Genomic DNA, 22,329 nt, shown 5'->3' with positions numbered 1-22,329 from the left:
GGCTTCTCATGACCAAAGAGAAAATCGGTTTCATCGGCGTCGGCTTCATGGGCCACGGCATGGCGAAAAACATCATCGAGGCGGGCTATCCGCTGACGATCATGGGCCACCGCAATCGTGTGCCGGTCGAGGAGTTGATCGGGCGCGGCGCCACCGAAGCCAAAACGCCTAAGGCGCTCGCCGAAGCGAGCGATATCGTGTTCCTCTGTGTGACCGGCAGCGATCAGGTCGTGGCGGTGACCCAGGGGGAGGATGGCCTCGCCGCCGCCGGCAAGGCGCTGATCATCGTCGATTGCTCGACCTCCGACCCCTCGGTCACCACCAAACTCGCCGCCAGCCTCGCCGCACAGAACATCACCCTGCTCGATGCCCCGCTCGGCCGCACCCCCAAGGATGCCTGGGAAGGGACGCTCGATGTCATGATCGGTGGCGATGCCGACGATATCGCCCGCGTCCGCCCGATCATCGAAACCTTCTCCCAACGCATGATCCATACCGGCCCGACCGGCACCGGCCATACCATGAAGCTGCTGAACAATTTCCTCTCGCTCGGCTACGGCGCGCTTTATGCCGAGGCTCTCATGCTCGGCGAAAAATCGGGTCTGAGCGCGGAGACGTTCCACAGCGTCATCACCGGCGGCCGGATGGATTGCGGCTTTTATCAGACCTATATGAACTACGTGGTCGGGCGCGATCGCAATGCGCATAAATTCACCCTCTCCAACGCGCTGAAAGACACCTCCTATCTCAATGCCTTCGCCCAGGCGCAGGGGGCGGCCAACCCGATCGCCGCCGCCGTGCGAAATTCCTATGCACTAGCGATCGGCACCGGCCACGGCGACGATTTCGTGCCGATGCTGTCGGATATCATCGCCGAACTGAACGGGCTGCCGCCGAAATCATGAGCGACTCCGCGCTGCGCGAGGCGATCTGCCGGTTTGGCCGCTCTCTGTTCGAGCGCGGCCTGACGCCCGGCGCTTCGGGTAATATCAGCGTCCGCCTCGAAGACGGCGGGTGGCTTTGCACGCCGACCGACGCCTCGCTCGGCTTTCTCGATCCCGCCCGGATCGCCCGGCTGGACCGCAACCGCATTCTGCTTTCGGGTGACAAGCCGACCAAGGAAATCCCGCTGCACGATGCGCTTTACGACACGCGGCCCGATGCCGGTGCCGTGGTTCACCTTCATTCCACCCACGCCGTCGCGCTTTCGACCCTGCCCGATCTCGACCCTGCCGAAGTGCTGCCACCGATCACGCCCTACGTCGTCATGCGGGTCGGGAAACTCGCGCTGATCCCCTATCACATGCCCGGCGACCCGGCGGTGGGCGATGCCATTCGTGGTCTCGCGGGGCGGCATAGCGCGGTGCTGCTCGCTAACCACGGCCCGGTCGTCGCTGCCCGGAAACTCGATGCGGCAGTGTTCGCGATCGAGGAACTTGAGGAGACGGCCCGGCTGGTTCTGCTGCTGCGTAACCTGAACCCGCGTTTCCTCACGCCGGATCAGGTCGCGGCACTCGTGGCAAAATTCAGTCAGTAAGGGCGCGGGCCTTCGCACGTTCACGCACCGCCGCGACCAGCGGGCCGGTTTCGTCGTAAGCATGGCACGAATTGAGCAGAGCCGGGGGGATCTCCCACCGGTCCTCGCTGACGCCGCCTTCACGGGCTGCCTTGTGCGCGCGAAGGCTGAACATGGTCTGGATCGCGACGGTTGCGACCTGCTGGAGCAGTTCGCGCAGATGGGTGCAGCCCTGGGTGCCACCGACCCGTTCCATCGCACCTTTGAGGAAGCCGCGCCCGATGGTGAGGCCTTCGAGCCGGGCGAAGTTCGGGGCGACGCCGGGGCAGATGGCGTGCGGCGTCGAATCCATCGCGGCTTCGGCGCGCTGGACGGTCAGGCCCGTATCCACCGTGAGGCGCAGCCACATGCCGTGCAGGGCTTCGCCGGCGTTGATCCGGCCGCGATCGTGGTTGGCGAAACTGTAGGTCTTGGTATCGGCCATATGGGCTTCGATATCGACCAGTCCGTCGGTGCGGAGGTAGCCGCGAATGGCGATGTCGCGCAGATGGAGCAACTCGCGGGATTCGGCTGGGGTGAGGGGCATCGGGGTCTCTCATCTGTGATGTTGCCGCTTACGGTAAGGCAGCGGCGGGCGCCGCGCAAACGCGGGCCATTGCCATGTGCATGTCAGCCTTGCTGCACCAAATCGGACCCGAGGGATTGCCCGTGCGGCGGGGGCAGACAATGGTATCGCCGGTTCGGAACGGGGCTTCATGGAATATACCCACAAGCAGCGGCTACAGGTTATTACCGGCATCATCCTGTGCATGATGCTCGCGGCGATCGACCAGACCGTGGTGATCCCGGCGGTGCCGGCGATCGGGGCGGATCTGCACGGGTTTTCGCATCTGTCCTGGGTGGTCACGGCCTATCTTCTGACCTCGACGGCGACGACACCGCTTTACGGCCGCCTGTCCGACCAGTTCGGGCGGAGGCGGACCCTGATTCCCTCCATCGTGCTGTTCGTCGGGGCGTCGTGCCTGTGCGCGGTTTCGCAGACATTGCCGGAGCTGGTCGGAGCTCGGGCGTTGCAGGGGATCGGCGGCGGCGGACTGTTCGCGATTTCCCAGGCGGCGATCGCCGATGTGGTTTCGCCGCGCGAACGGGGGAAATATCAGGGCTGGCTCGCGGGCATGTGGGGCGTGGCCTCGACCGCAGGGCCTGTGGTCGGCGGATGGGTGACCGATCATCTGACCTGGCGGTGGATTTTTTGGTTCAATCTGCCCCTTGGCATTGCGGCGCTGGTACTCAGCCAGATCGGGCTGCGGCAATTGCGGCAGGTGACGCGCGGCGGGCGGATCGATTTCGAGGGCGCGGGATTGCTGACCCTGGCGGTGACCGCGTTTCTGCTCGGCCTGTCCTGGGGCGGGCATACCTATCGGTGGGATTCAGTGCCGGTGGTCGGTGTGTTCATCGCGGGGTTCGTGCTGATCGGGGCGCTATGGTGGTGGGAACAGAAGGCGTCGACGCCGCTGCTGCCGGTGCGCCTGTTTGCCAACGGCTCGTTCAACCGGCTCGTGGTGATCGGGTTCATTACCGCGCTGATCATGTTTTCCGCGATCTTTTCACTGCCGTTGTTTTTTCAGCTCGTGTTCCGGGCCAACGCGGCGCAGTCGGGCTGGGAGATCATGCCGTTTCTGGTGGCCAGCACGATCGGGGCGTTTGCGGCGGGCCAGTTGGCGCGACGGATCGGGCGGACGAGGGGGCTGATGCTCGGCGGGTTGGGGGCGACCACGCTGGGGTTTCTGCTGCTCGGGATCCTGCCGGATACGCTGCCGCTCGGCCTGCTGGTTTTCGTGACGTTCATGATGGGGGTGGGGCTGGGATTCGTGCTGCCTTCGACGCTGGTGGCAATCCAGAACGCGGCCTCCCGTGCCGATGTGGGTGCGGCGACCGCGACGCTGCTGTTGTTGCGGGCGATGGGCGGCGCGTTCGGCGCGACGCTGGCGGGGACGATTCTGACGATGCGGTTGGGCAATGCGATCGATGAGCTGGGCAACGCTCATCGGACGGTGGCGGCAGGTTCGGCGCTGCCGGCGGCCTTCCACATCACGTTTCTGGCGGTGGCAGCGTTTGCGGCGGCGGGATTGCTGATCGGGATCAAGGTGCAGGATGTGGCGTTGCGCGAAACCCTGGATCCCGAACCCGAACCGATCGGTCACTGACGGAACGAATTGAGTATACGTAATATCCGCGTCATTCGTTTGCGCTTGTAACAGACGAAGCGAACGCCGACCTCCGTAATTCGAAGAGTTGCTTTGTAGAGCAACGGTTTTGTGAAGAACGCTTTTACACGGAGACCAATATGAACAAGATGATCAAGGCCGGTGTTCTGGCCGGAACGGCGCTTTTCGTCAGTTACGGCATTGCGATGGCAGATAGCGGCACGAGCACCCACAAGCTCGGCGGCACGCTGACTATGACTAACGGAATGCTGCGGACCTCGGGGCTCGACGGCGCCACGATTTACAACAACAGCGGCAAGGATGTCGGGACGCTGAAGAATATTCTGATGAGCGATAGCGGCGGGGCGCCGATGGCGGTGGCATCCGCGGACGGGCGGATGGTGTCGTTTCCCTTCAGCAAACTGAAGTTCGAGAAGAGCGATCCGAAATCGACCGCGAAAAACCCCGATTACAGCGTGGTTTATCCGGGTGCGACGACCGCCAAGCTCAAGGCGATGCCGAAATTCCATTATAACAACGGCACGTCGGATTGATTACCCTTTCGCCGATGTGATTTGTTGAACGGTGGCGGGCCCGGGATTTATTCCGGGTCCGCTTTTTTTTTGGCTCTAATTGTTATTATGTGACAACGTAAGGCCGGGAAGGGAAGGCTACTTTTTTGGAAAAAAGTAGCAAAAAACTTCTGCTCCTTTGGGACACGGGCGTTTTGTACGGCACGGGCCCAGATTGGAGAGAGTTTTTTGGTTCTTTTTTGCAAAAAAGAACCGCTTCCCTCACCTTTCGCCACCCAACTTCTTCCGCAATCCTCGCAATGACACAGCACGAATGTGATATGGAAGGCGTGCATTCGGGAGGGGCGTGGTGGCGGGCGGTCGGGATTGGGTTGAGCAGTATATCGTTGACTCGTTGAGCGGGCCTGATGTGCGGGCGGCGGGGTTCGTTGTCGTGCAGGCGGTTGCCGCAGCGGTGGGCTTGCCGGTTTCGCCGCCGTTGGAGGCGGCGGTGCGGCGGGCACTGTCCTCCCTCAAGCACAAGGGCGCGATTATCCAGACCGGGCGTTACTGGATGCTGGCTGCTGCCTATAAACAGCCAGCGGGTCCTGCAGCGCGCAAGGCGCGTGGTGCGGGATCGGACGGGTCGCGCCGGACCAGCGATGAGCATCGGGACGGCGACGCCTACAAAACGGGCAGCAGGCGGCGCGAGATTCCCCCGCAGAAGCCGGTGGCGGCGCCGGTTACCCCCGAGATCAAACGGCTTGCGGGCGTGCTGGGCATGCTGGGGTCGGAGCACGAGGGCGAAGTTTTGAGCGCGGCGCGACGGGCCGAGACGATCCGTCGGAAGATCGGGAAGGATTGGCTGGCGATTCTTACGCAGTCGAAGGGGTGAGCAGATTTATGACGGGATGACCGATTTCCCGGACATGCTCGGGTTTGCAGGCGCAGGGTTTTTCACCGAGCGGGTTTTTTCCGTTGAACAGCGGGCGGCTTCTCAAGATGATCGAGTTTGATTGCTGCATGGTTAATAACCGCTGTTTGTGAGGGGCGGCCGGGGGATGCCAGTCCGCCGGGTAGAGGGCGCGGGCGAGGGCGCGGTGGCAGGCGCTGTCGTTACCAGCGTGAGGCGTTCCTGATTTTCTCATCGGTCTTGTACTGGCTGAGTGCGTAAACCGACCAGATAGCGGCGGGAATCCAGCCGATCAGGGTGATCTGCAGGACGAGGCAGATAAGTCCGGCGAACGGTCTGCCGATGGTGAAGAACTGGACCCAGGGGAGCAGGATCGCGAGGATCAGGCGCATGTGATGTTCCTTGTTGGTCGAGTTGGAGGCAGTTTATCGATCTTGCGCCGGGCCGACTACGGCGGAAGGTGTGATTTTCCGTGTTTGACCGGGTTGAAGTTGATGGGCTTCGCAAGCGCTCTGCCCATCCTACGCTTGCTACGCTTGCTACGCTTGCTGGACGATTACTGGGCAGATTTCAACGCGATCGATCGGATCGGGAATACGGCGGATGTGTCACCCAAAGCATTCAAAGCAGACGTAACGAATGGCGATAATTGTGCCTGTCAATCAGAACGTGGTATAGTCAGGCAATGCAAGCTGCGATTTTTAGTCAGATTGAAGCTGTTATTCCGACTGCATTGGCCGCCGGCAACGGGGCGATTTTTCAAGCGCCTGACCTGCTGTCTCCCAAGGGATTATCAGGCCGCATTTTGGAGACGCACGCGAAGGTGCGTGGCATGGTGGCAAATTACGAGGAACAGGCCGTTACGATAAAGGGCATTACGGATACGGTGACGGCCTTCAATACGGTGCTGCGGGCGCTGCCGCCTCCGGCGGTTGAAGATGATACCAAGGTTTCCACGGACGATTTAGTGGCCATTGCGCAACTGATCGAGCACACTGCCGATTCACTTGAGCAACGTTGTGGAATGGATGGTTCGGCGTTCAAGAATTTGAAAAAGGGCTTTGCTCCTGTCCTTCGGACTTTCCGGAGATCGGGGAACGGCGATCTAATGACGTTGGCCGCCGATGTACGAGACTGGCTAAATAGTATGTCACTTGCCTTCTCATGTCTGTTTGATCTTGTTTTAGCGCTTCGGGTTCTTCAAGCACATATCGAATCTGAGTTGCCACAACAACGCATTGTCGGCCCCACGGCAAAAGAATTAGACCAGTTTTTAGCAAGCGTCGGCTGATCTAGTGACTGTTGGGATCGGGCATGCCAAGTTACGCCTGACGCAGTCCACCAGAAAGAGATTGAAAAAAGTCAGCGGACCGGATCGGGCTCTTGTTGCATCGGCATTGCAAAAGTTCAGGAAAAACCCGCTGGACCAGAGCCTCAAGTTCGAGAAATATAAGGGTCGCAATAATCTGTATACAATAAGAGCAAGCTATCATTTGCGCGTCTATATGGCCGACTTGAACCAGATGGAAATGGAAATTATTCACATCGGCAACCATGATTTCGGGAAGCGAGTTCGATAGAGCCGCTGCTCATGCTCTTGCGTTCTGACTCGACATCCGCATTCGGGGGTGGTATCGAAAGGGCTTACAGAACGCGGGAGGCTGGGGCAGGGGTGCTCTGGCCGGTTGGACCGCGGTCTATTGGCGTGTTTTCGCCGAGGATGGAGTTGGGTTATGGCTAAGAAGATTGTTGGCTATATCAAGTTACAGATACCGGCGGGCAAGGCTAACCCGTCGCCGCCGGTTGGGCCTGCTTTGGGGCAGCGCGGATTGAATATCATGCAGTTCTGCAAGGATTTCAATGCGGCGACGCAGGGCATGGAGGTTGGCATGCCGGTGCCGGTGGTGATTACCGCTTTCGGCGATCGCAGCTTTACCTTCATCACGAAGACGCCGCCGAACACGTATTTTCTCAAGAAGGCCGCCGGGATCACCAAGGGTTCGACCACGACGGGCAAGGGTGCCATGGTTGGCAAGGTGACGATGGCGCAGCTGCGCGAGATTGCGGCGACCAAGATGGTTCATATGAATGCCAATGACGTCGATGGTGCGGTGCGGATGTTGATCGGGTCTGCGCGATCGATGGGTCTTTCTGTGGTGGAGGGCTGATCATGGCGAAGAACAAGCGTTTGACCAAGGCGACCGCTTCGGTCGAAGCGAACAAGATGTATGCGTTGGACGAAGCGATGGCGTTGGTGAAGACCAATGCGACGGCGAAGTTCGATGAGACGGTGGAATTGTCGCTCAATCTGGGTATTGATCCGCGTCATGCAGATCAGATGGTGCGTGGGTTGATTTCGCTGCCGAACGGGACGGGCAAGACGCTGCGGGTTGGCGTGTTTGCGCGCGGGCCGAAGGCGGATGAGGCGCGGGCGGCGGGTGCGGATGTGGTGGGTGCCGATGATCTGGCCGAGCAGGTGCAGGCGGGCAACATTGCGTTCGATCGTTGTATCGCGACGCCGGACATGATGGCGCTGGTCGGGCGGCTGGGCAAGATTCTCGGGCCGCGCGGGCTGATGCCTAATCCGAAGCTGGGCACTGTGACGATGGACGTTAAGGGTGCGGTGACGGCGGCGAAGTCGGGCCAGGTGGAGTTCCGGGCTGAGAAGGCCGGGATTATTCATGCGGGCATCGGCAAGGCGAGTTTCGACGCGGGATTGCTGATCGAGAACGCGAAGGCGTTGGTCGATGCAATCCAGAAGGCGAAGCCGGCCGGGGCGAAAGGGACGTATTTGCAGAAGGCGGCGCTGTCCTCCACGATGGGTCCGGGCGTTCGGGTTGATGTGAGTTCGCTTTCGGTTTGAGGAGTTCCTAAGGGAAGGGCTTCTTTTTTGTAAAAAAGAAGCACAAAACTTTTGTTGATCTGGGCCACGGGCGATTCAAAGGCTTCGGACCAGATTCATAAAGTTTTTTTGCTTCTTTTTGTTCACAAAAAGAAGTCTTACCTAACTTTTTTACGCCGCCCACGTGTGGCGTTGAGAATGTGCCGGACTTCGGTTCGGCCATGACGGGATTGCCGGCAGTGCTGGCGGTTCCGGACCTGTCCGAGACGGTTTGTCGCCTTTCGGGGCGTTAATGGGTGTGAGCCCGCAGGCCGTAGATGGGGTGTCGGAGGTGCTGAGGCACCGATGGTTCCAATCAGGACAGGCGAACATGCGGCCGGGATGGTCCTGGCCGTTTTGGGCAAACCGGTGTTGCGCGGTCCAAACGCGTGATGCCTGACGAGTGGAGACCGAATTGGATCGCGCACAGAAGCGTGAGTTCGTGGACTCGCTTGCGACCGTGTTCGCCGAGACGTCGATGATCGTGGTGACCCGCAATGAGGGTTTGACGGTTGCCGATGTGACGGCGTTGCGCGTGCGGATGCGGGCGGCGGGCGCACAATACAAAGTGGCGAAGAACCGTTTGGCCCATATCGCTTTGGAAGGCACCAAGTTCGACGGGCTGGTGCCGCTGCTGAAGGGTCCGACTGCGCTTGCGTGGTCGCATGATCCGGTGGCGGTGGCGAAGGCTGCGGTCGAGTTCGCCAAGACCAATGAGAAGCTCGTGCTGGTCGGTGGCGCGTTGGGAACTCAGATGCTCGATGCATCGGGGATCCGCGCGTTGGCCGAACTGCCGTCGCTCGATCAACTGCGTGGCAAGCTCCTGGGTCTGATCCAGGCGCCGGCAACGCGGATTGCGGGTGTGCTGCAGGCGCCGGCGGGGCAGCTTGCGCGGGTCTTTGCGGCTTACGCCAAGGCGAACGGGACTGAAGAGACCGCTGAGGCGGCGTAAGGGGAGGAATGAAGGCTTTTTTTTAAAAAGAAGCAAAAAACTTTGTTGAATTTGGTGCACGGGCGTTTCACCGGCACGACCTAGATTCGTAAAGTTTTTTTGCTTCTTTTTGTTCACAAAAAGAAGACTTCGGATACCCCTTCAGCGTCGCCGTGAGCGAGCCCGAACGGTTCGGGCTTGCATGGAACCATCGCAACGACTATTATAGGAACTGACGAAATGGCTGATCTGGCAAATTTAGTTGACCAACTTTCTTCCCTCACTGTTCTCGAAGCAGCGGAGCTTTCCAAGCTGCTCGAAGAAAAGTGGGGCGTTTCTGCTGCGGCCCCTGTGGCGGCGGCGGCTCCGGCTGGTGCGGCTGCTGCCGCGGCGCCGGTTGAGGAACAGACCGAATTCACTGTCGTGCTGAAGGCTGCGGGCGACAAGAAGATCAACGTGATCAAGGAAATCCGCACCATCACGGGTCTCGGGCTAAAGGAAGCCAAGGATCTCGTCGAAGGCGCGCCGAAGACCGTCAAGGAAGGCGTGAACAAGGACGAGGCCGAGAAGATCAAGAAGGTCTTGGAAGAGCAGGGCGCATCTGTCGGCATCGAATGATTTTCAGCAACGCCGCGTGAGGCAACTCATCGGGGCGTTTAAGATCTGACTATGGCGGGGTGCCCTTCGGCACTCCGCCTGTTTGCTGTTGCGTCTCCAATCGCCGCTGCGTGATGGGGGTGTGATTTGGCTGATACGATACGGCATCGCTGTGTTGGGCGATGGGTCGTTACTGAATTATTGATTGGGGTATGGGCATGAATGCGATTTCGGGTGGCATGAACAAGATTTCCTTTACCAATCGCAAGCGCATCCGCAAGAGCTTCGGGAGAATCCCCGAGACCACGCCGATGCCCAATCTGATCGATGTGCAACGGGCAAGTTACGATGCGTTCCTGCAAATGAACGTGTCGCCGGATTCGCGTTCGGTGTCCGGCCTGCAGGAAGTGTTCAAGTCGGTGTTCCCGATCGATGATTTCGCGGGCCGAGGCCGGCTGGAGTTCGTTTATTACGAGCTCGAAGATCCGAAATACGATGTCGAGGAGTGCATCCAGCGCGGGATGACCTATGCGGCCCCGCTGAAGGTGGTGTTGCGGCTCATCGTCTGGGATCTGGATGAGGATACCGGAGCGCGCTCGATCCGCGACATCAAGGAGCAGCCCGTTTATATGGGCGACATGCCGCTGATGACCGATAACGGCACGTTCGTGGTCAATGGCACCGAGCGCGTCATCGTCAGCCAGATGCATCGCAGCCCCGGCGTGTTTTTCGACCACGACAAGGGCAAGACCCATGCGTCGGGCAAATTCCTGTTTACCGCGCGGGTGATTCCGTATCGTGGGTCGTGGCTGGATTTCGAGTTCGATGCCAAGGATCTGGCGTATGTGCGGATCGACCGGAAGCGCAAGCTGCCGATCACGACGCTGCTGTATGCGCTGGAAGGCAAGGCGACCGAGGCGTTGCGCGCGGCGCGGGCGGCCAAGGGCGAGACGCTGGAACTCGGCGAAATCAAGGGCATGGATGCCGAGGAAATTCTCGGTGCGTTCTACGGCCAGGTGCCGTTCACCCGGACCAAGGACGCGAATGGCGAGAGCGCGTGGGCGCGGCCGTTCGAGCCGGAATTGTTTCGCGGGGCCAAGCTGGTCGAGGATCTGATCGATGCCGAGACCGGGCAGGTGGTGGCGAAGGCCGAGGAAAAACTGACGGCGCGGGCCGCACGCAAGATCGGCGAGGCGACCAAGCATGTGCTGGTCAGCCGGGCCGATCTGGTCGGGCGGTATGTCGCCGAGGATCTGTACGATCCGAACACCGGTGAAATTTTCGCCGATGCGGGCGAGGAGATCGCCGAGGCGAAGCTTGCGGTGTTCGAGGCGGCGGGGCTGGATGTGATCCCGACGCTTGCGATCGACCAGACCAAGGGGCCGTGGATTCGCAATACGCTGGCGGTGGACAAGAACTCCAACCGCGAGGATGCGCTGGTCGATATCTACCGGGTGATCCGGCCTGGTGAGCCGCCGACGAGCGAGACCGCCGAGGCGCTGTTCCGCGGGTTGTTCTTCGACTCGGAGCGCTACGATCTGTCCGCCGTGGGGCGGGTAAAGATGAACATGCGCCTCGGCATCGAGTGCGACGACCAGATGCGGGTGCTGCGCAAGGAAGATATCATTCGCACGATCCAGATCATGTGCGATCTGAAGGACGGTCGCGGGCAGATCGACGACATCGATAATCTCGGCAACCGGCGGGTGCGTTCGGTGGGCGAGCTGATGGAAAATCAGTACCGGGTCGGGCTGCTGCGGATGGAGCGGGCGATCAGGGAGCGGATGGGCTCGGTCGATATCGACGGGGTGATGCCGCACGATCTGATCAATGCGAAGCCGGCGGCGGCGGCGGTGCGGGAGTTTTTTGGTAGCTCGCAGCTGAGCCAGTTCATGGATCAGACCAATCCGCTCTCGGAAGTGACGCATAAACGGCGCCTGTCCGCGTTGGGACCGGGCGGGCTGACGCGCGAGCGGGCCGGGTTCGAGGTGCGTGACGTGCATCCGACGCATTATGGCCGCATCTGCCCGATCGAGACGCCGGAAGGGCCGAACATTGGGTTGATCAACTCGCTGGCGACATTTGCCAAGGTGAACAAGTACGGGTTCATCGAGACGCCGTACCGGATGGTGACCAACGGGAAGGTCTCCGACGAGTACAAGTATCTGTCGGCGATGGAGGAAGAGCGGCTGACGGTGGCTCAGGCGGATGCGCCGAAGCTGGAAGACGGCACGCTGACCGAGGACTTGGTGTCGGTGCGGCGGAACGGCGATTTCCGGCTGGTGCGGCCGGAGGAAGTGACGGCGATTGACGTGTCGCCACGCCAGCTGGTTTCTGTTGCTGCGGCGTTGATTCCGTTTTTGGAAAACGACGACGCGAACCGGGCGCTGATGGGCTCGAACATGCAGCGTCAGGCGGTGCCGTTGATCCGTTCCGATGCGCCGCTGGTCGGCACCGGGATGGAAGCGGCGGTGGCGCAGGATAGCGGCGCGACCATCGTGGCGCGGCGGGCCGGCATCATCGACCAGATCGATGGCGCGCGGATTGTCGTGCGGGCAACCAATGACGACGGCACGACGATGGGCGTGGACATCTACCGGTTGCGCAAGTTCATGCGGTCGAACCAGTCGACCTGCATCAACCAGCGGCCGCTGGTGCGGGTGGGCGATCGGGTGGGCAGTGGCGATATCATTGCCGATGGTCCTTCGACCGAACTGGGCGAATTGGCGCTGGGGCGCAACATTCTGTGCGCATTCATGCCTTGGAACGGGTATAATTTCGAGGATTCGATCCTGATTTCGGAGCGGATCGCGCGGGAAGATATGTTCACCTCGATCCACATCGAGGAATTCGAGGTGATGGCGCGCGATACCAAGCTGGGACAGGAGGAAATCACGCGCGATATTCCGAATGTCGGCGAGGAAGCGTTGCGGAATCTCGACGAGGCCGGGATCGTGTATGTCGGGGCCGAGGTCAATCCGGGGGATATCCTGGTCGGCAAGGTCACGCCGAAGGGCGAGAGCCCGATGACGCCGGAAGAGAAGCTGCTGCGGGCGATTTTCGGCGAAAAGGCGTCCGATGTGCGGGATACCTCGTTGAAGCTCCCGCCGGGGGTGAATGGCACGATCGTCGATGTGCGGGTGTTCAACCGGCGCGGCGTGGATAAGGATGAGCGCGCGCTGGCGATCGAGCGGGCGGAGATCGAGCGGCTGGCGAAGGACCGCGACGACGAGCGGGCGATTCAGGAGCGTGCGTTCCTCAACCGTCTGCGCGAAAAGCTGTTCGGGCAGATTGCCGGTTCGGGTTACAAGGGCGTGCGGTCCGGCAGCGAAATCAATGCCGAGGTGCTGGCGGAGGTGCCGCGCGGGGCGTGGCGGAACCTGACCGTGCAGGACGATCACGTTATGGCCGAAATCGAGACGCTGAAGCGCGAATTCGATGCGGCGGTGCATAAATTGCAGGCGCGATTCGAGAGCAAGGTCGAGAAGTTGCAGCGTGGCGACGAGATGCCGCCGGGCGTGATGAAGATGGTGAAAGTGTTCATCGCGGTGAAGCGCAAGCTGCAGCCGGGCGATAAAATGGCCGGGCGCCATGGCAACAAGGGCGTGGTCTCGAAGGTCGTGCCGATCGAGGATATGCCGTTCCTGGAGGACGGAACGGCGGTCGATATCGTGCTCAACCCGTTGGGTGTCCCGTCGCGCATGAATGTCGGGCAGATTCTAGAGACCCATCTGGGCTGGGCGTGTGCGAATCTCGGGCGGCAGATCGGCGAGATGGTCGATGAGTATCGCCGTACCGGGCAGGAGCGGGCGCGGCTGCATGGAATGCTCAAGGACGTTTACGGTCAGGAGGTCTATGAGCGGCAGATCGAGATCATGGACGATGCCGAAGTCGCCGAATTGTGCGGCAATATCCGCAAGGGCGTGCCGATTGCCACACCGGTGTTCGATGGGGCGCGGATCACGGATATCGAGGATATGCTGGCGAAGGCCGGGCTCGATATTTCCGGGCAGATGACCGTGTTCGACGGCCGGACCGGGGATCAGTTCGAGCGGAAGGTGACGATCGGGTACATGTACATGCTCAAGCTCGGGCACATGGTCGATGACAAGATCCATGCGCGTTCGATCGGGCCGTACTCGCTGGTGACCCAGCAGCCGCTGGGCGGCAAGGCGCAGTTCGGCGGGCAGCGATTCGGCGAGATGGAGGTCTGGGCGCTCGAAGCCTATGGCGCCGCCTATACCTTGCAGGAAATGCTGACCGTGAAGTCGGACGACGTTTCAGGCCGGACCAAGGTTTATGAGGCGATCGTGCGCGAGCAGGACAATTTCGAGGCGGGTGTGCCGGAGAGCTTCAACGTGCTGACCAAGGAACTGAAATCGCTGGGGCTGAATGTCGATCTGACGTTGTCGGCGGAATAATCCACGGAATCGGGTTTGATCATGGCGCGGGATGGCAGCATTCCGTGCTGATGAAAGGGACTATTGCATGAATGACTTGATGAAGATTCTCGGCCAGACCGGTCAGGCCGCGACGTTCGACCAGATCCGTATCCAGGTTGCGTCGCCCGAGCAGATCCGCTCGTGGTCGTATGGCGAGATCAAGAAGCCCGAGACGATCAATTACCGGACGTTCAAACCGGAGCGGGACGGCTTGTTCTGCGCGCGGATCTTTGGGCCGATCAAGGATTACGAGTGCCTGTGCGGCAAGTACAAGCGGATGAAGTTCCGCGGCATCATCTGCGAGAAATGCGGCGTCGAGGTGACTTTGGCCAAGGTGCGGCGTGAGCGGATGGGGCATATCGAGCTGGCCTCGCCGGTCGCGCATATCTGGTTTCTGAAGTCGCTGCCGAGCCGGATCGCGACCATGGTCGAGATGACCCTGAAGGATCTCGAGAAGGTCCTGTATTTCGAGAGCTACATCGTCCTCGATCCGTACACAACCGATCTGAAACGGTTCCAGCTGCTCTCGGAAGACGATCTGTACGCAAAGCAGGACGAATTCGGCGATGACGGGTTCAAGGCCGGGATCGGCGCCGAGGCGATCAAGTCGATTCTCGCCCAGGTCGATCTGCAGACCGAGCAGGCGGTCATGCGCGCCGACCTCAAGGAGGCAACCTCCGAGGCCAAGCGCAAGAAGCTGGTCAAGCGGCTCAAGCTGGTTGAGGCGTTCATCGAGTCGGGCACGCGGCCGGAATGGATGATTCTGGACGTGGTGCCGGTGATTCCGCCCGAGTTGCGGCCGCTGGTGCCGCTGGATGGCGGCCGGTTCGCCACCTCCGACCTGAACGATCTGTATCGCCGGGTGATCAACCGCAACAATCGTTTGAAGCGGCTGATTGAGCTGCGCGCGCCGGACATCATTGTTCGCAACGAGAAGCGCATGTTGCAGGAGAGCGTGGATGCGCTGTTCGACAATGGGCGGCGCGGGCGTGCGATCACCGGCACCAACAAGCGGCCGCTGAAGTCGCTGTCGGACATGCTGAAGGGCAAGCAGGGGCGGTTCCGCCAGAACCTGCTGGGCAAGCGCGTCGATTACTCGGGCCGTTCGGTCATCGTGGTCGGGCCGGAGCTCAAGCTGCACCAGTGCGGCCTGCCGAAGAAGATGGCGCTCGAACTGTTCAAGCCGTTCATCTATGCCAAGCTCGAAAAATACGGGCTCGCCACCACGATCAAGGCGGCGAAGCGGATGGTCGAGAAGGAGCGTCCCGAGGTGTGGGACATTCTCGAAGAGGTGATCCGCGAGCATCCGGTGATGCTGAACCGCGCGCCCACGCTGCATCGTCTGGGCATCCAGGCGTTCGAGCCGATTTTGATCGAAGGCAAGGCGATCCAGCTGCATCCGCTGGTCTGCACCGCGTTCAATGCCGATTTCGACGGCGATCAGATGGCGGTGCACGTACCGCTCTCGATCGAGGCGCAGCTCGAAGCGCGGGTGCTGATGATGAGCACCAACAACATTCTCAACCCGGCGAACGGCAAGCCGATCATCGTGCCGAGCCAGGATATCGTGCTCGGGCTGTATTACCTGTCGCTGGAGACGCCGGAATTTTCCACCGTCGCCGACCAGGATGCGCCGGCGTTCGGCAATGCCGGTGAGATCGAGCATGCGCTGAGCGCCCGGCGGATCAAGCTGCATGACCGGATCCGTGCGCGGGTGCCGGTGACGGCGGAGGATGGCACGGTTTCGTACAAGGTGGTCGCAACCACGGCGGGACGCACCATGATCGGCAATCTGCTGCCGAAGCATCATGAGGTGCCGTTCTCGCTGGTCAACCGCCAGCTGACCAAAAAGACCGTCTCGGACGTGATCGATGCGGTGTATCGTCATACCGGACAGAAGGAAGCGGTGATTTTCTGCGACCGCATGATGGCGTTGGGCTTCACCCACGCGGCAAAGGCGGGCATTTCGTTCGGCAAGGACGACATGGTCATTCCCGCGGAGAAGCAGGAACTGCTGGAAAAGACCCAGGCCGAGGTCAAGGAATTCGAGGCTCAGTACCATGACGGGTTGATCACCGCGGGTGAACGCTACAACAAGGTGATCGATGCGTGGTCGCGCTGCAACGACACGGTTGCAGCCGCGATGATGCGCGAGATTTCCCGCCAGGAGCCGGGCAAGCAGACCAATTCGGTGTGGATGATGAGCCATTCCGGCGCGCGTGGGTCGCCGACCCAGATGCGTCAGCTCGCCGGTATGCGCGGCTTGATGGCCAAGCCTTCGGGCGAGATCATCGAGCAGCCGATTTTGTCCAACTTTAAGGAAGGCTTAACCGTTGCCGAGTATTTCAACTCGACCCACGGAGCCCGTAAGGGGTTGGCGGACACGGCCCTCAAGACGGCGAACTCGGGCTATCTAACGCGGCGACTGGTCGATGTCGCGCAGGATTGCATCATCATCGCCCATGATTGCGGTACCGAACGCGGACTGACCGTGCGGGCGGTGATGGATGGCGGTGAGGTGATTTCGAGCCTGGCCGAGCGCACTCTGGGCCGGACCACGGCCGAGGATGTGTTCGACCCGACCGATGGATCGCTCATCGTCGCCGCGAATACGCTGATCGAAGAGATCGAGGCGGACCGGATCGACAAGACCGGGGTCGAGCAGGTCAAGATCCGCTCGGTGCTGACCTGCGAGTCCAAGATCGGCGTTTGCGCGATGTGCTACGGGCGCGATCTGGCACGTGGCACGCCGGTGAATGCCGGCGAGGCGGTGGGTGTGATCGCGGCGCAGTCCATCGGCGAGCCGGGAACCCAGTTGACGATGCGCACCTTCCATATCGGCGGTGCGGCGCAGCGGGGTGCCGAGCAATCGAACGTCGAAGCCAGCCATGACGGCACGGTGACGATCAAGAATCGCAACGTGGTGGCGAATTCCGCCGGGGTGCCGGTGGTGATGAGCCGCAATTGCGAGCTCGCGATCACCGATGCGGCCGGGCGGGAACGGGCGAAGTTCCGGGTCCCCTATGGCGCGCGGTTGCTGACCGAGGAAGGCCAGAGCGTCACGCGCGGCGAGAAACTGGCCGAGTGGGACCCGTATACCCTGCCGATCATCACCGAGCGGGGCGGCGTGGTCGAATTCGCCGATCTGCTCGAAGGTGTCACGCTGGTCGAACGGGTCGATGACGTGACCGGCCTGACCTCGAAAGTGGTGGTCGATTACAAGCAATCGGCCAAGGGTGCGGATTTGCGGCCGCGCCTGCTGCTCAAGGACGAGAAGGGCGAGATCGTGCGGCTGGCCAACGGCGCCGAAGCCCGCTCGTTCCTGCCGCCGGACTCGATTTTGTCGGTCGAGAACGGGGCCACGGTGCAGGCTGGCGACGTGCTGGCGCGGATGCCGCGCGAAGGCTCGAAGACCCGTGACATCACCGGCGGTCTGCCACGTGTCGCGGAGTTGTTCGAGGCGCGTCGTCCGAAGGATCACGCCATCATCGCGGAGAACGATGGCCGGGTCGAGATCGGCAAGGATTACAAGGCGAAGCGCCGCATCATCGTCAAGAACGATGAGACCGGCGAGGAAACCGAGTACCTGCTGCCGAAGGGCAAGCACATGTCGGTGCAGGAGGGCGATTACGTTCATAGGGGCGATCCGCTGGTCGATGGTCCGCGCGTGCCGCATGATATTCTACGGGTGCTCGGGGTCGAGGCACTGTCGGATTACCTCGTCAACGAAATCCAGGATGTCTATCGACTGCAGGGTGTGAAGATCAACGACAAGCATATCGAAGTCGTGGTCCGCCAGATGCTGCAGAAGATCGAGATCACCGAGCCGGGGGATACCACGTATCTGATCGGCGAACTGGTCGACCGGATCGAGTTCGAGACCGAGAACGAGCGGCGGGTGAAACTGGATGAACGGGCGGCGAGCGGATCGCCGGTGTTGCAGGGCATTACCAAGGCGAGCCTGCAGACGCTGAGCTTCATCTCGGCGGCCTCGTTCCAGGAAACCACGCGGGTGCTGACCGAAGCGGCGACCGCGGGCAAGACCGATCACTTGCTCGGCTTGAAGGAAAACGTGATCGTCGGGCGATTGATCCCGGCCGGAACCGGCAGCGTGATGAGCCGGTTGCGCGCGATCGCGGCAGGACGGGACAAGACGACGCTGGCGCAGACCCGAACGGCCCTGCCGTCACGCCGCGAGGTTGCGGCCGAGTAACGGCGAGTTGAAGTCCTTGAGAAAGCCGGCACCCTTGAGGTGCCGGTTTTTTTTGGGAGCCTGACTCGTGGTTTAATATTCGATTTTCATTAGCGTGCGACGAGTCTGACGATCCGTCGGATGGACGCGTGTTGGCGGCGGTGAGAATCCGCGCATAAACGGCGCGTAGCTGCCGAGTCCATTTAAATGGACGGCACTGACCGGCCTTTACGGCAACCTGGACCCGGCGCCTAAATCACACGAGAACCAGATCGGCCGGGTACGAGGTCCGTCAGGAAACGCAGAACGTTCGAGGATTTGAATCAGCTGGGGAAGTGAGCAGTTGTTGGACCAGATGACCAAAGACAGTGTGAATTGCGTCAGCAGGTCATGCTCGGCCGCAGGCGTTGATGGAATAATCTGCAGAATGTTCGTTTGCAGTCGCTGTCTGTGCCAAGTGCTTGTCTGCCCACAGTGCGACCGAGGTCAGATCTACTGCATGCGAACTTGCGCCCGGGAAGCTCGTCGTGAACGGCAAAGAGAAGCTCGCCGACGTTATCAGGCAACCCCGCGAGGACGTGTCATGCATGCGGCGAGAAATCGCCATTACCGCGCTCGGGCGGTCCGCGTGACGGATCATGGTCCTGCTAAGCAACCGGAAACCGCGCTTTCGCGTGGATTGGCAATCGCCGGGGCTTCGCGAAAGCCCTGGACCAGCAGTACTCCCCCAGGACATCACCTCTGTCATCGTTGCGGTCGCTCCGTTTCACCTTTCGTGCGCTTGACAGGTCTCCGGCCTCAACGTCGCCCGAGCCGGATTGCCAGGATTGATCAAAACGACACCGGCGCGCGACGCCCACCCTGAAAGCGCCAGCGCCACTGATACAACACCAATCCTGTAGTTCGATCAGCACGGCCATCCTGTCGTCCCGACCTGCGAATTCCGACGCTGTCGCGCGCAGCGGCGGTCAAGGATGGCCGAAGGCCACCGCGCTCTTGCGCGGCGCGAAGCGTCCTTGACGGCTGCGAGCACGGCAGCAGCCTCAGAGCAGAGGGACAGCTACCCACTGCCACTGCCTCCTCCGCCAACTCTCCCACACCGTGTCAAACTGCCCCGCACTCATTAAGTCAATTCACTATGGTAACTATCCCGCGCCGTTTATGCGCGGATTCTCACCGCCGCCAACAGACGCGTTGAGGAGCCACGCATCGGCCGAAGCGATAATTGTTTCCCAGTCCTTAAATCTCCCGCGCCCGGGTGCTGCCGAGTTTGGCGACCACCAGCGAACCGGTCTCCAACACCCGCCCTACCAGCGCACTCCCTATCGCCGCACGCCGCGCATCACCAAAATGATCCAGAGCGCCATCCGCAATCGCACATCGTTCCCCGGCAGTCCTAAAATCATCCAGACTCAGAGCCAGATCGGACGGGCAAGCGAAACGCGTGAATGCCGTAACCTTGGCAGGTGGCAGGGCCAGACTTCCCAGTGACTCGCGATGCTCACGTTGGAAACCTGGTGGGCGCGACAGGGATTGAACCTGTGACCCCCGCCGTGTGAAGGCGATGCTCTACCGCTGAGCTACGCGCCCGGTTGGTGCTGATCTAGCTTTCCCTGCGGATTGGCGCAAGGGGCGTCTTGGCGGTGGGGCGGGCGGCGGCGAAGGCGAGGCCGAGAAAGCCGATCAGGCAGGCGACGCTGAAACCATTGAGCGTGATCAGGCTCGAATATTCGGCCTGCTGATAGAGCCGTGGCGGTGATATATCCGCGATGCGCAGGAAGCCGTAGGCTATGAAGGGCAGGGCGGCGATCGCGAGCGAGAGTTTTCGCTCCCGCTGATGAAATCCCAGCGTGGCGAGCACGACGCAGGGGATCAGAAATAGCGCCGTACCGGAGTCGAATCCGAGGATGATGCTGCACCAGATCGTGTTGAGTACGCCGATGGTCGTAAGAAACACCCGGCCCGCCAGCCCGTTGCGGCGCGCGATGGCGGGCACAACCGCCCAGAACGGAAAGGAACACAAAGTCAGCAGAATGACCGGTGAGGCATCGTGCCCCAGCACGGCCCAGAGATAGAGCGGATAGAACGGCGTATTGCCGGCCAGCACCATCGCGACCTTGTTGAGCGCCGCGGTCAGCGGGTCGTCGTGAGCGATGTAGCGCCCCAGCGCCGCGAACAATCCCCTCATCCGACCGGGCGCAGCCGATAATGGCTGACCCCCCAGGCTTCGCCGCCGCGATAGCCGAACAAACCCTCGGTCGCGAGGAAGAACAGGCGCCAGCGGCGTTTCCATAGCGGCGCTTCCTGGCGGTAGACCGATTGCAGGATCTCATCGATCGCGCCTTCATGACGATCGTAATTGTCGAGCCAGTCGCGTGCGGTACGGGCATAATGCGCGCCGCTCCAGCGCCAGTCGGCCTCCAGGGTGAACAGGTCAGGGAACTGGGCGATCAGCCCATGGCTCGGCATGATGCCGCCGGTGAAGAAATGCTGCGCGATCCAGTCGCCACGGTCGTGATGATCGAAGCGGTAGGTGCCGCGTCGATGGGAGAATACGTGGAGGAACAAGGCCCCCTCCGGCGTCAGCCATGAACGCACCCGTTCGAGCAATGCGCGCCAGTTGGACATGTGCTCGAACATCTCGACCGAGACCACCCGGTCGAACCGCGTCGCTGTGTCGAAATCGTTCATATCCGCGGTCACGATCGTCAGGTTTCGAAAGCCCCGCGCCATCGCCTGCGCCTCGATATAGGCGCGCTGCGAGGCAGAGTTCGAGACCGCGGTGATCTTTGCTGACGGGTAATGCTCGGCCATCCACAGGCTGAGCGAGCCCCAGCCGCAGCCGAGTTCGAGAATCGTCTGGCCGTCGGCGAGACCCGCATTGACGCAGGTGCGCTCCAGCGCTGCGACTTCGGCATCGGCCAGACTGCTCTGCGGTGTGTCGTAGAAGCAGGATGAATATTTCCGGCGCGGCCCGAGCACGAGCGCAAAGAACGAGGCTGGCACCTCATAGTGCTGGGCGTTGGCAGCATCCGTGTGCAGGGCGATCGGCAAACGCGCCATGTCGAGCGCGAAGGCCCGTTCGGTGGTGACCGAGGCATCGGCGAGCTTCCGGTCGGTCCGGCCGACCAGCCCGGCGATACCCCTGCGGGTCAGTCCATCGGGGATCGGCAGGCGTTCGGCGGCGTCGGCCATGGCGGCGGCGAAATTCATCGGTGACTCCAGGTGGGGATTCTCTGCTTGAACTACGGTTGAACGCGGCGAACGGATGAGTTCATTCTAACGGCGGCGCGGCGGCAGGGGGATCATCGGACTGACCCGCGCCTGATAATCGCGATAGGCCGCCCCGCGCGATTCGACCATTTCGCGCTCCAGAGGCGGCACGCCGGATATTTTATCGAGCAGCACATACATGAAGACCGGCCCGATCAGTGCGACGAACCCGACCCACCACAATCCCGCGAGCGCAATGAGCGGATAGCTCAACCAGATCAGGAATTCGAAGAAATAGTTCGGATGACGCGACCAGCCCCACAGCCCCGCCTCGCAAACCTTCCCCTTGTTGGACTTATCAGCGCGGAAGGCGTGCATCTGCCGGTCCGCCAGCGCTTCGCCGCCCAGCGAGATCACGAAAACCGCGATGCCGGCCACTGTCCAGCCAGGCGCGAGAGCGTGGGGGTTATTGGCCGCGATCGTGACGCAAATCGCCAGCAGCCATGCGACCACGGCCTGGATCATCAGCAGCCAGAACATGCGCGATTCGAAATTCGCCCCCCATTCCGACCGGAACCGCGCATAGCGCGCATCCTCGTGGGTGATCGCCCGGGTGCGCATCATGATGTAGCTCCCCAACCGCCCGGCCCAGATCAGCACCAGCGCCGCCACCAGCACGCGCCGGCCCCACGGTGCCACGCCGAGCGGCACCATGGCACCGATCGCGCCGGCGATACCGGTTCCGAAGGTCCAGAACACATCGACCCAGCCGGAATTGCGGGTCTGGCGCTGCATCACCCACGCCCCCGTCATCACCAGAGCCAGAAGAACGAACAGCGCGAGTGCGAGAAAAACATAATCCATCGCCTAGACATTCATCGCGCCCGGCCCGCGTCAAGGGTCGCTCTTCGGGGCGACGCCAAAA

General features: G+C 61.4%; 17 protein-coding genes and 1 tRNA gene. 12 read left to right on the top strand and 6 right to left on the bottom strand.

Going from position 1 to position 22,329, the window contains the following annotated elements; translation table 11 throughout:
• The first annotated feature begins 8 nt into the window (after positions 1–8).
• Positions 9–905 carry an NAD(P)-dependent oxidoreductase gene (locus SIL87_RS13135; protein WP_319614620.1) on the top strand — a complete coding sequence of 299 codons (897 nt, stop codon included), beginning with the start codon at positions 9–11 and terminating at the stop codon, positions 903–905.
• Complete coding sequence (gene otnC / locus SIL87_RS13130; RefSeq protein ID WP_319614619.1) at positions 902–1,537, top strand: 3-oxo-tetronate 4-phosphate decarboxylase; 636 nt, start codon at positions 902–904, stop codon at positions 1,535–1,537. The genes SIL87_RS13135 and otnC overlap by 4 nt, the downstream gene beginning before the upstream one ends.
• Here the strand turns inward: otnC and SIL87_RS13125 are convergent.
• On the bottom strand, positions 1,527–2,102 hold the full coding sequence (locus tag SIL87_RS13125; RefSeq protein WP_319614618.1) for a DUF2889 domain-containing protein: 576 nt from the start codon (positions 2,100–2,102) through the stop codon (positions 1,527–1,529). The genes otnC and SIL87_RS13125 overlap by 11 nt on opposite strands.
• Before the next feature lie 169 nt (positions 2,103–2,271).
• Between SIL87_RS13125 and SIL87_RS13120 the strand changes: the two genes are divergently transcribed.
• From SIL87_RS13120 to SIL87_RS13110, 3 genes are all read left to right on the top strand, one after another.
• Positions 2,272–3,723: an MDR family MFS transporter gene (locus SIL87_RS13120; RefSeq protein ID WP_319614617.1), complete on the top strand. Its 1,452-nt coding sequence runs from the start codon at positions 2,272–2,274 to the stop codon at positions 3,721–3,723.
• Between the two features lie 149 nt (positions 3,724–3,872).
• Complete coding sequence (locus SIL87_RS13115; protein ID WP_319614616.1) at positions 3,873–4,277, top strand: PRC-barrel domain-containing protein; 405 nt, start codon at positions 3,873–3,875, stop codon at positions 4,275–4,277.
• 328 nt (positions 4,278–4,605) lie between these two features.
• Entirely contained in the window at positions 4,606–5,130 is a 525-nt protein-coding gene (locus SIL87_RS13110; protein ID WP_319614615.1) for a hypothetical protein, read from the top strand.
• 221 nt (positions 5,131–5,351) lie between these two features.
• Here SIL87_RS13110 and SIL87_RS13105 read toward each other — a convergent pair whose 3' ends face one another.
• A complete protein-coding gene (locus tag SIL87_RS13105; RefSeq protein WP_319614614.1) occupies positions 5,352–5,540 on the bottom strand; it encodes a YqaE/Pmp3 family membrane protein in 189 nt (62 codons plus the stop codon).
• A gap of 293 nt (positions 5,541–5,833) precedes the next feature.
• Here SIL87_RS13105 and SIL87_RS13100 point away from each other — a divergent pair, with 293 nt between their 5' ends.
• From SIL87_RS13100 to rpoC, 7 genes are all read left to right on the top strand, one after another.
• Positions 5,834–6,439, top strand: a complete 606-nt coding sequence (locus SIL87_RS13100; protein ID WP_319614613.1) for a hypothetical protein — start codon at positions 5,834–5,836, stop codon at positions 6,437–6,439.
• Between the two features lie 442 nt (positions 6,440–6,881).
• Positions 6,882–7,316, top strand: coding sequence for a 50S ribosomal protein L11 (rplK, locus tag SIL87_RS13095; RefSeq protein ID WP_319614612.1), 435 nt, complete (start codon positions 6,882–6,884; stop codon positions 7,314–7,316).
• Between the two features lie 2 nt (positions 7,317–7,318).
• Positions 7,319–8,011 carry a 50S ribosomal protein L1 gene (rplA, locus tag SIL87_RS13090; protein WP_319614611.1) on the top strand — a complete coding sequence of 231 codons (693 nt, stop codon included), beginning with the start codon at positions 7,319–7,321 and terminating at the stop codon, positions 8,009–8,011.
• 433 nt (positions 8,012–8,444) lie between these two features.
• Positions 8,445–8,981 carry a 50S ribosomal protein L10 gene (gene rplJ, locus SIL87_RS13085; RefSeq protein WP_319614610.1) on the top strand — a complete coding sequence of 179 codons (537 nt, stop codon included), beginning with the start codon at positions 8,445–8,447 and terminating at the stop codon, positions 8,979–8,981.
• Positions 8,982–9,200: 219 nt separating this feature from the next.
• Positions 9,201–9,578 carry a 50S ribosomal protein L7/L12 gene (gene rplL / locus SIL87_RS13080; RefSeq protein ID WP_319614609.1) on the top strand — a complete coding sequence of 126 codons (378 nt, stop codon included), beginning with the start codon at positions 9,201–9,203 and terminating at the stop codon, positions 9,576–9,578.
• Positions 9,579–9,796: 218 nt separating this feature from the next.
• Complete coding sequence (rpoB, locus tag SIL87_RS13075; protein WP_405055234.1) at positions 9,797–13,978, top strand: DNA-directed RNA polymerase subunit beta; 4,182 nt, start codon at positions 9,797–9,799, stop codon at positions 13,976–13,978.
• Between the two features lie 67 nt (positions 13,979–14,045).
• Complete coding sequence (gene rpoC, locus SIL87_RS13070; RefSeq protein ID WP_319614607.1) at positions 14,046–18,212, top strand: DNA-directed RNA polymerase subunit beta'; 4,167 nt, start codon at positions 14,046–14,048, stop codon at positions 18,210–18,212.
• 1,494 nt (positions 18,213–19,706) lie between these two features.
• Here rpoC and SIL87_RS13065 read toward each other — a convergent pair.
• The 4 genes from SIL87_RS13065 to SIL87_RS13050 form a co-directional block, all read right to left on the bottom strand.
• Positions 19,707–19,781 (bottom strand) — tRNA-Val (locus tag SIL87_RS13065).
• A gap of 13 nt (positions 19,782–19,794) precedes the next feature.
• Positions 19,795–20,379: a hypothetical protein gene (locus SIL87_RS13060; protein WP_319614606.1), complete on the bottom strand. Its 585-nt coding sequence runs from the start codon at positions 20,377–20,379 to the stop codon at positions 19,795–19,797.
• Positions 20,376–21,404: an SAM-dependent methyltransferase gene (locus SIL87_RS13055; protein ID WP_319614605.1), complete on the bottom strand. Its 1,029-nt coding sequence runs from the start codon at positions 21,402–21,404 to the stop codon at positions 20,376–20,378. The genes SIL87_RS13060 and SIL87_RS13055 overlap by 4 nt, the downstream gene beginning before the upstream one ends.
• Positions 21,405–21,470: 66 nt before the next feature.
• A complete protein-coding gene (locus SIL87_RS13050) occupies positions 21,471–22,268 on the bottom strand; it encodes a DUF1295 domain-containing protein (protein ID WP_319614604.1) in 798 nt (265 codons plus the stop codon).
• Positions 22,269–22,329 lie beyond the last annotated feature (61 nt).

The organism is Acidiphilium acidophilum, assembly GCF_033842475.1.
Taxonomy (GTDB): Bacteria; Pseudomonadota; Alphaproteobacteria; order Acetobacterales; family Acetobacteraceae; genus Acidiphilium; species Acidiphilium acidophilum.
Note: the sequence above shows the minus strand (reverse complement) of the source record. Positions and strands in the feature narration are given on the sequence as shown.

Bases quoted from the DNA above. Each gene is read 5' to 3' on its own strand.
- rplL (WP_319614609.1), top strand. From the start codon at position 9,201: ATGGCTGATCTGGCAAATTTAGTTGACCAACTTTCTTCCCTCACTGTT.
- SIL87_RS13055 (WP_319614605.1), bottom strand. From the start codon at position 21,404: ATGAATTTCGCCGCCGCCATGGCCGACGCCGCCGAACGCCTGCCGATC.
- SIL87_RS13105 (WP_319614614.1), bottom strand. From the start codon at position 5,540: ATGCGCCTGATCCTCGCGATCCTGCTCCCCTGGGTCCAGTTCTTCACC.
- SIL87_RS13100 (WP_319614613.1), top strand. From the start codon at position 5,834: ATGCAAGCTGCGATTTTTAGTCAGATTGAAGCTGTTATTCCGACTGCA.
- otnC (WP_319614619.1), top strand. From the start codon at position 902: ATGAGCGACTCCGCGCTGCGCGAGGCGATCTGCCGGTTTGGCCGCTCT.
- rpoC (WP_319614607.1), top strand. From the start codon at position 14,046: ATGAATGACTTGATGAAGATTCTCGGCCAGACCGGTCAGGCCGCGACG.
- SIL87_RS13125 (WP_319614618.1), bottom strand. From the start codon at position 2,102: ATGCCCCTCACCCCAGCCGAATCCCGCGAGTTGCTCCATCTGCGCGAC.
- SIL87_RS13120 (WP_319614617.1), top strand. From the start codon at position 2,272: ATGGAATATACCCACAAGCAGCGGCTACAGGTTATTACCGGCATCATC.
- rplK (WP_319614612.1), top strand. From the start codon at position 6,882: ATGGCTAAGAAGATTGTTGGCTATATCAAGTTACAGATACCGGCGGGC.
- SIL87_RS13135 (WP_319614620.1), top strand. From the start codon at position 9: ATGACCAAAGAGAAAATCGGTTTCATCGGCGTCGGCTTCATGGGCCAC.
- SIL87_RS13060 (WP_319614606.1), bottom strand. From the start codon at position 20,379: ATGAGGGGATTGTTCGCGGCGCTGGGGCGCTACATCGCTCACGACGAC.
- SIL87_RS13115 (WP_319614616.1), top strand. From the start codon at position 3,873: ATGATCAAGGCCGGTGTTCTGGCCGGAACGGCGCTTTTCGTCAGTTAC.
- rpoB (WP_405055234.1), top strand. From the start codon at position 9,797: ATGAACAAGATTTCCTTTACCAATCGCAAGCGCATCCGCAAGAGCTTC.
- rplA (WP_319614611.1), top strand. From the start codon at position 7,319: ATGGCGAAGAACAAGCGTTTGACCAAGGCGACCGCTTCGGTCGAAGCG.
- SIL87_RS13050 (WP_319614604.1), bottom strand. From the start codon at position 22,268: ATGGATTATGTTTTTCTCGCACTCGCGCTGTTCGTTCTTCTGGCTCTG.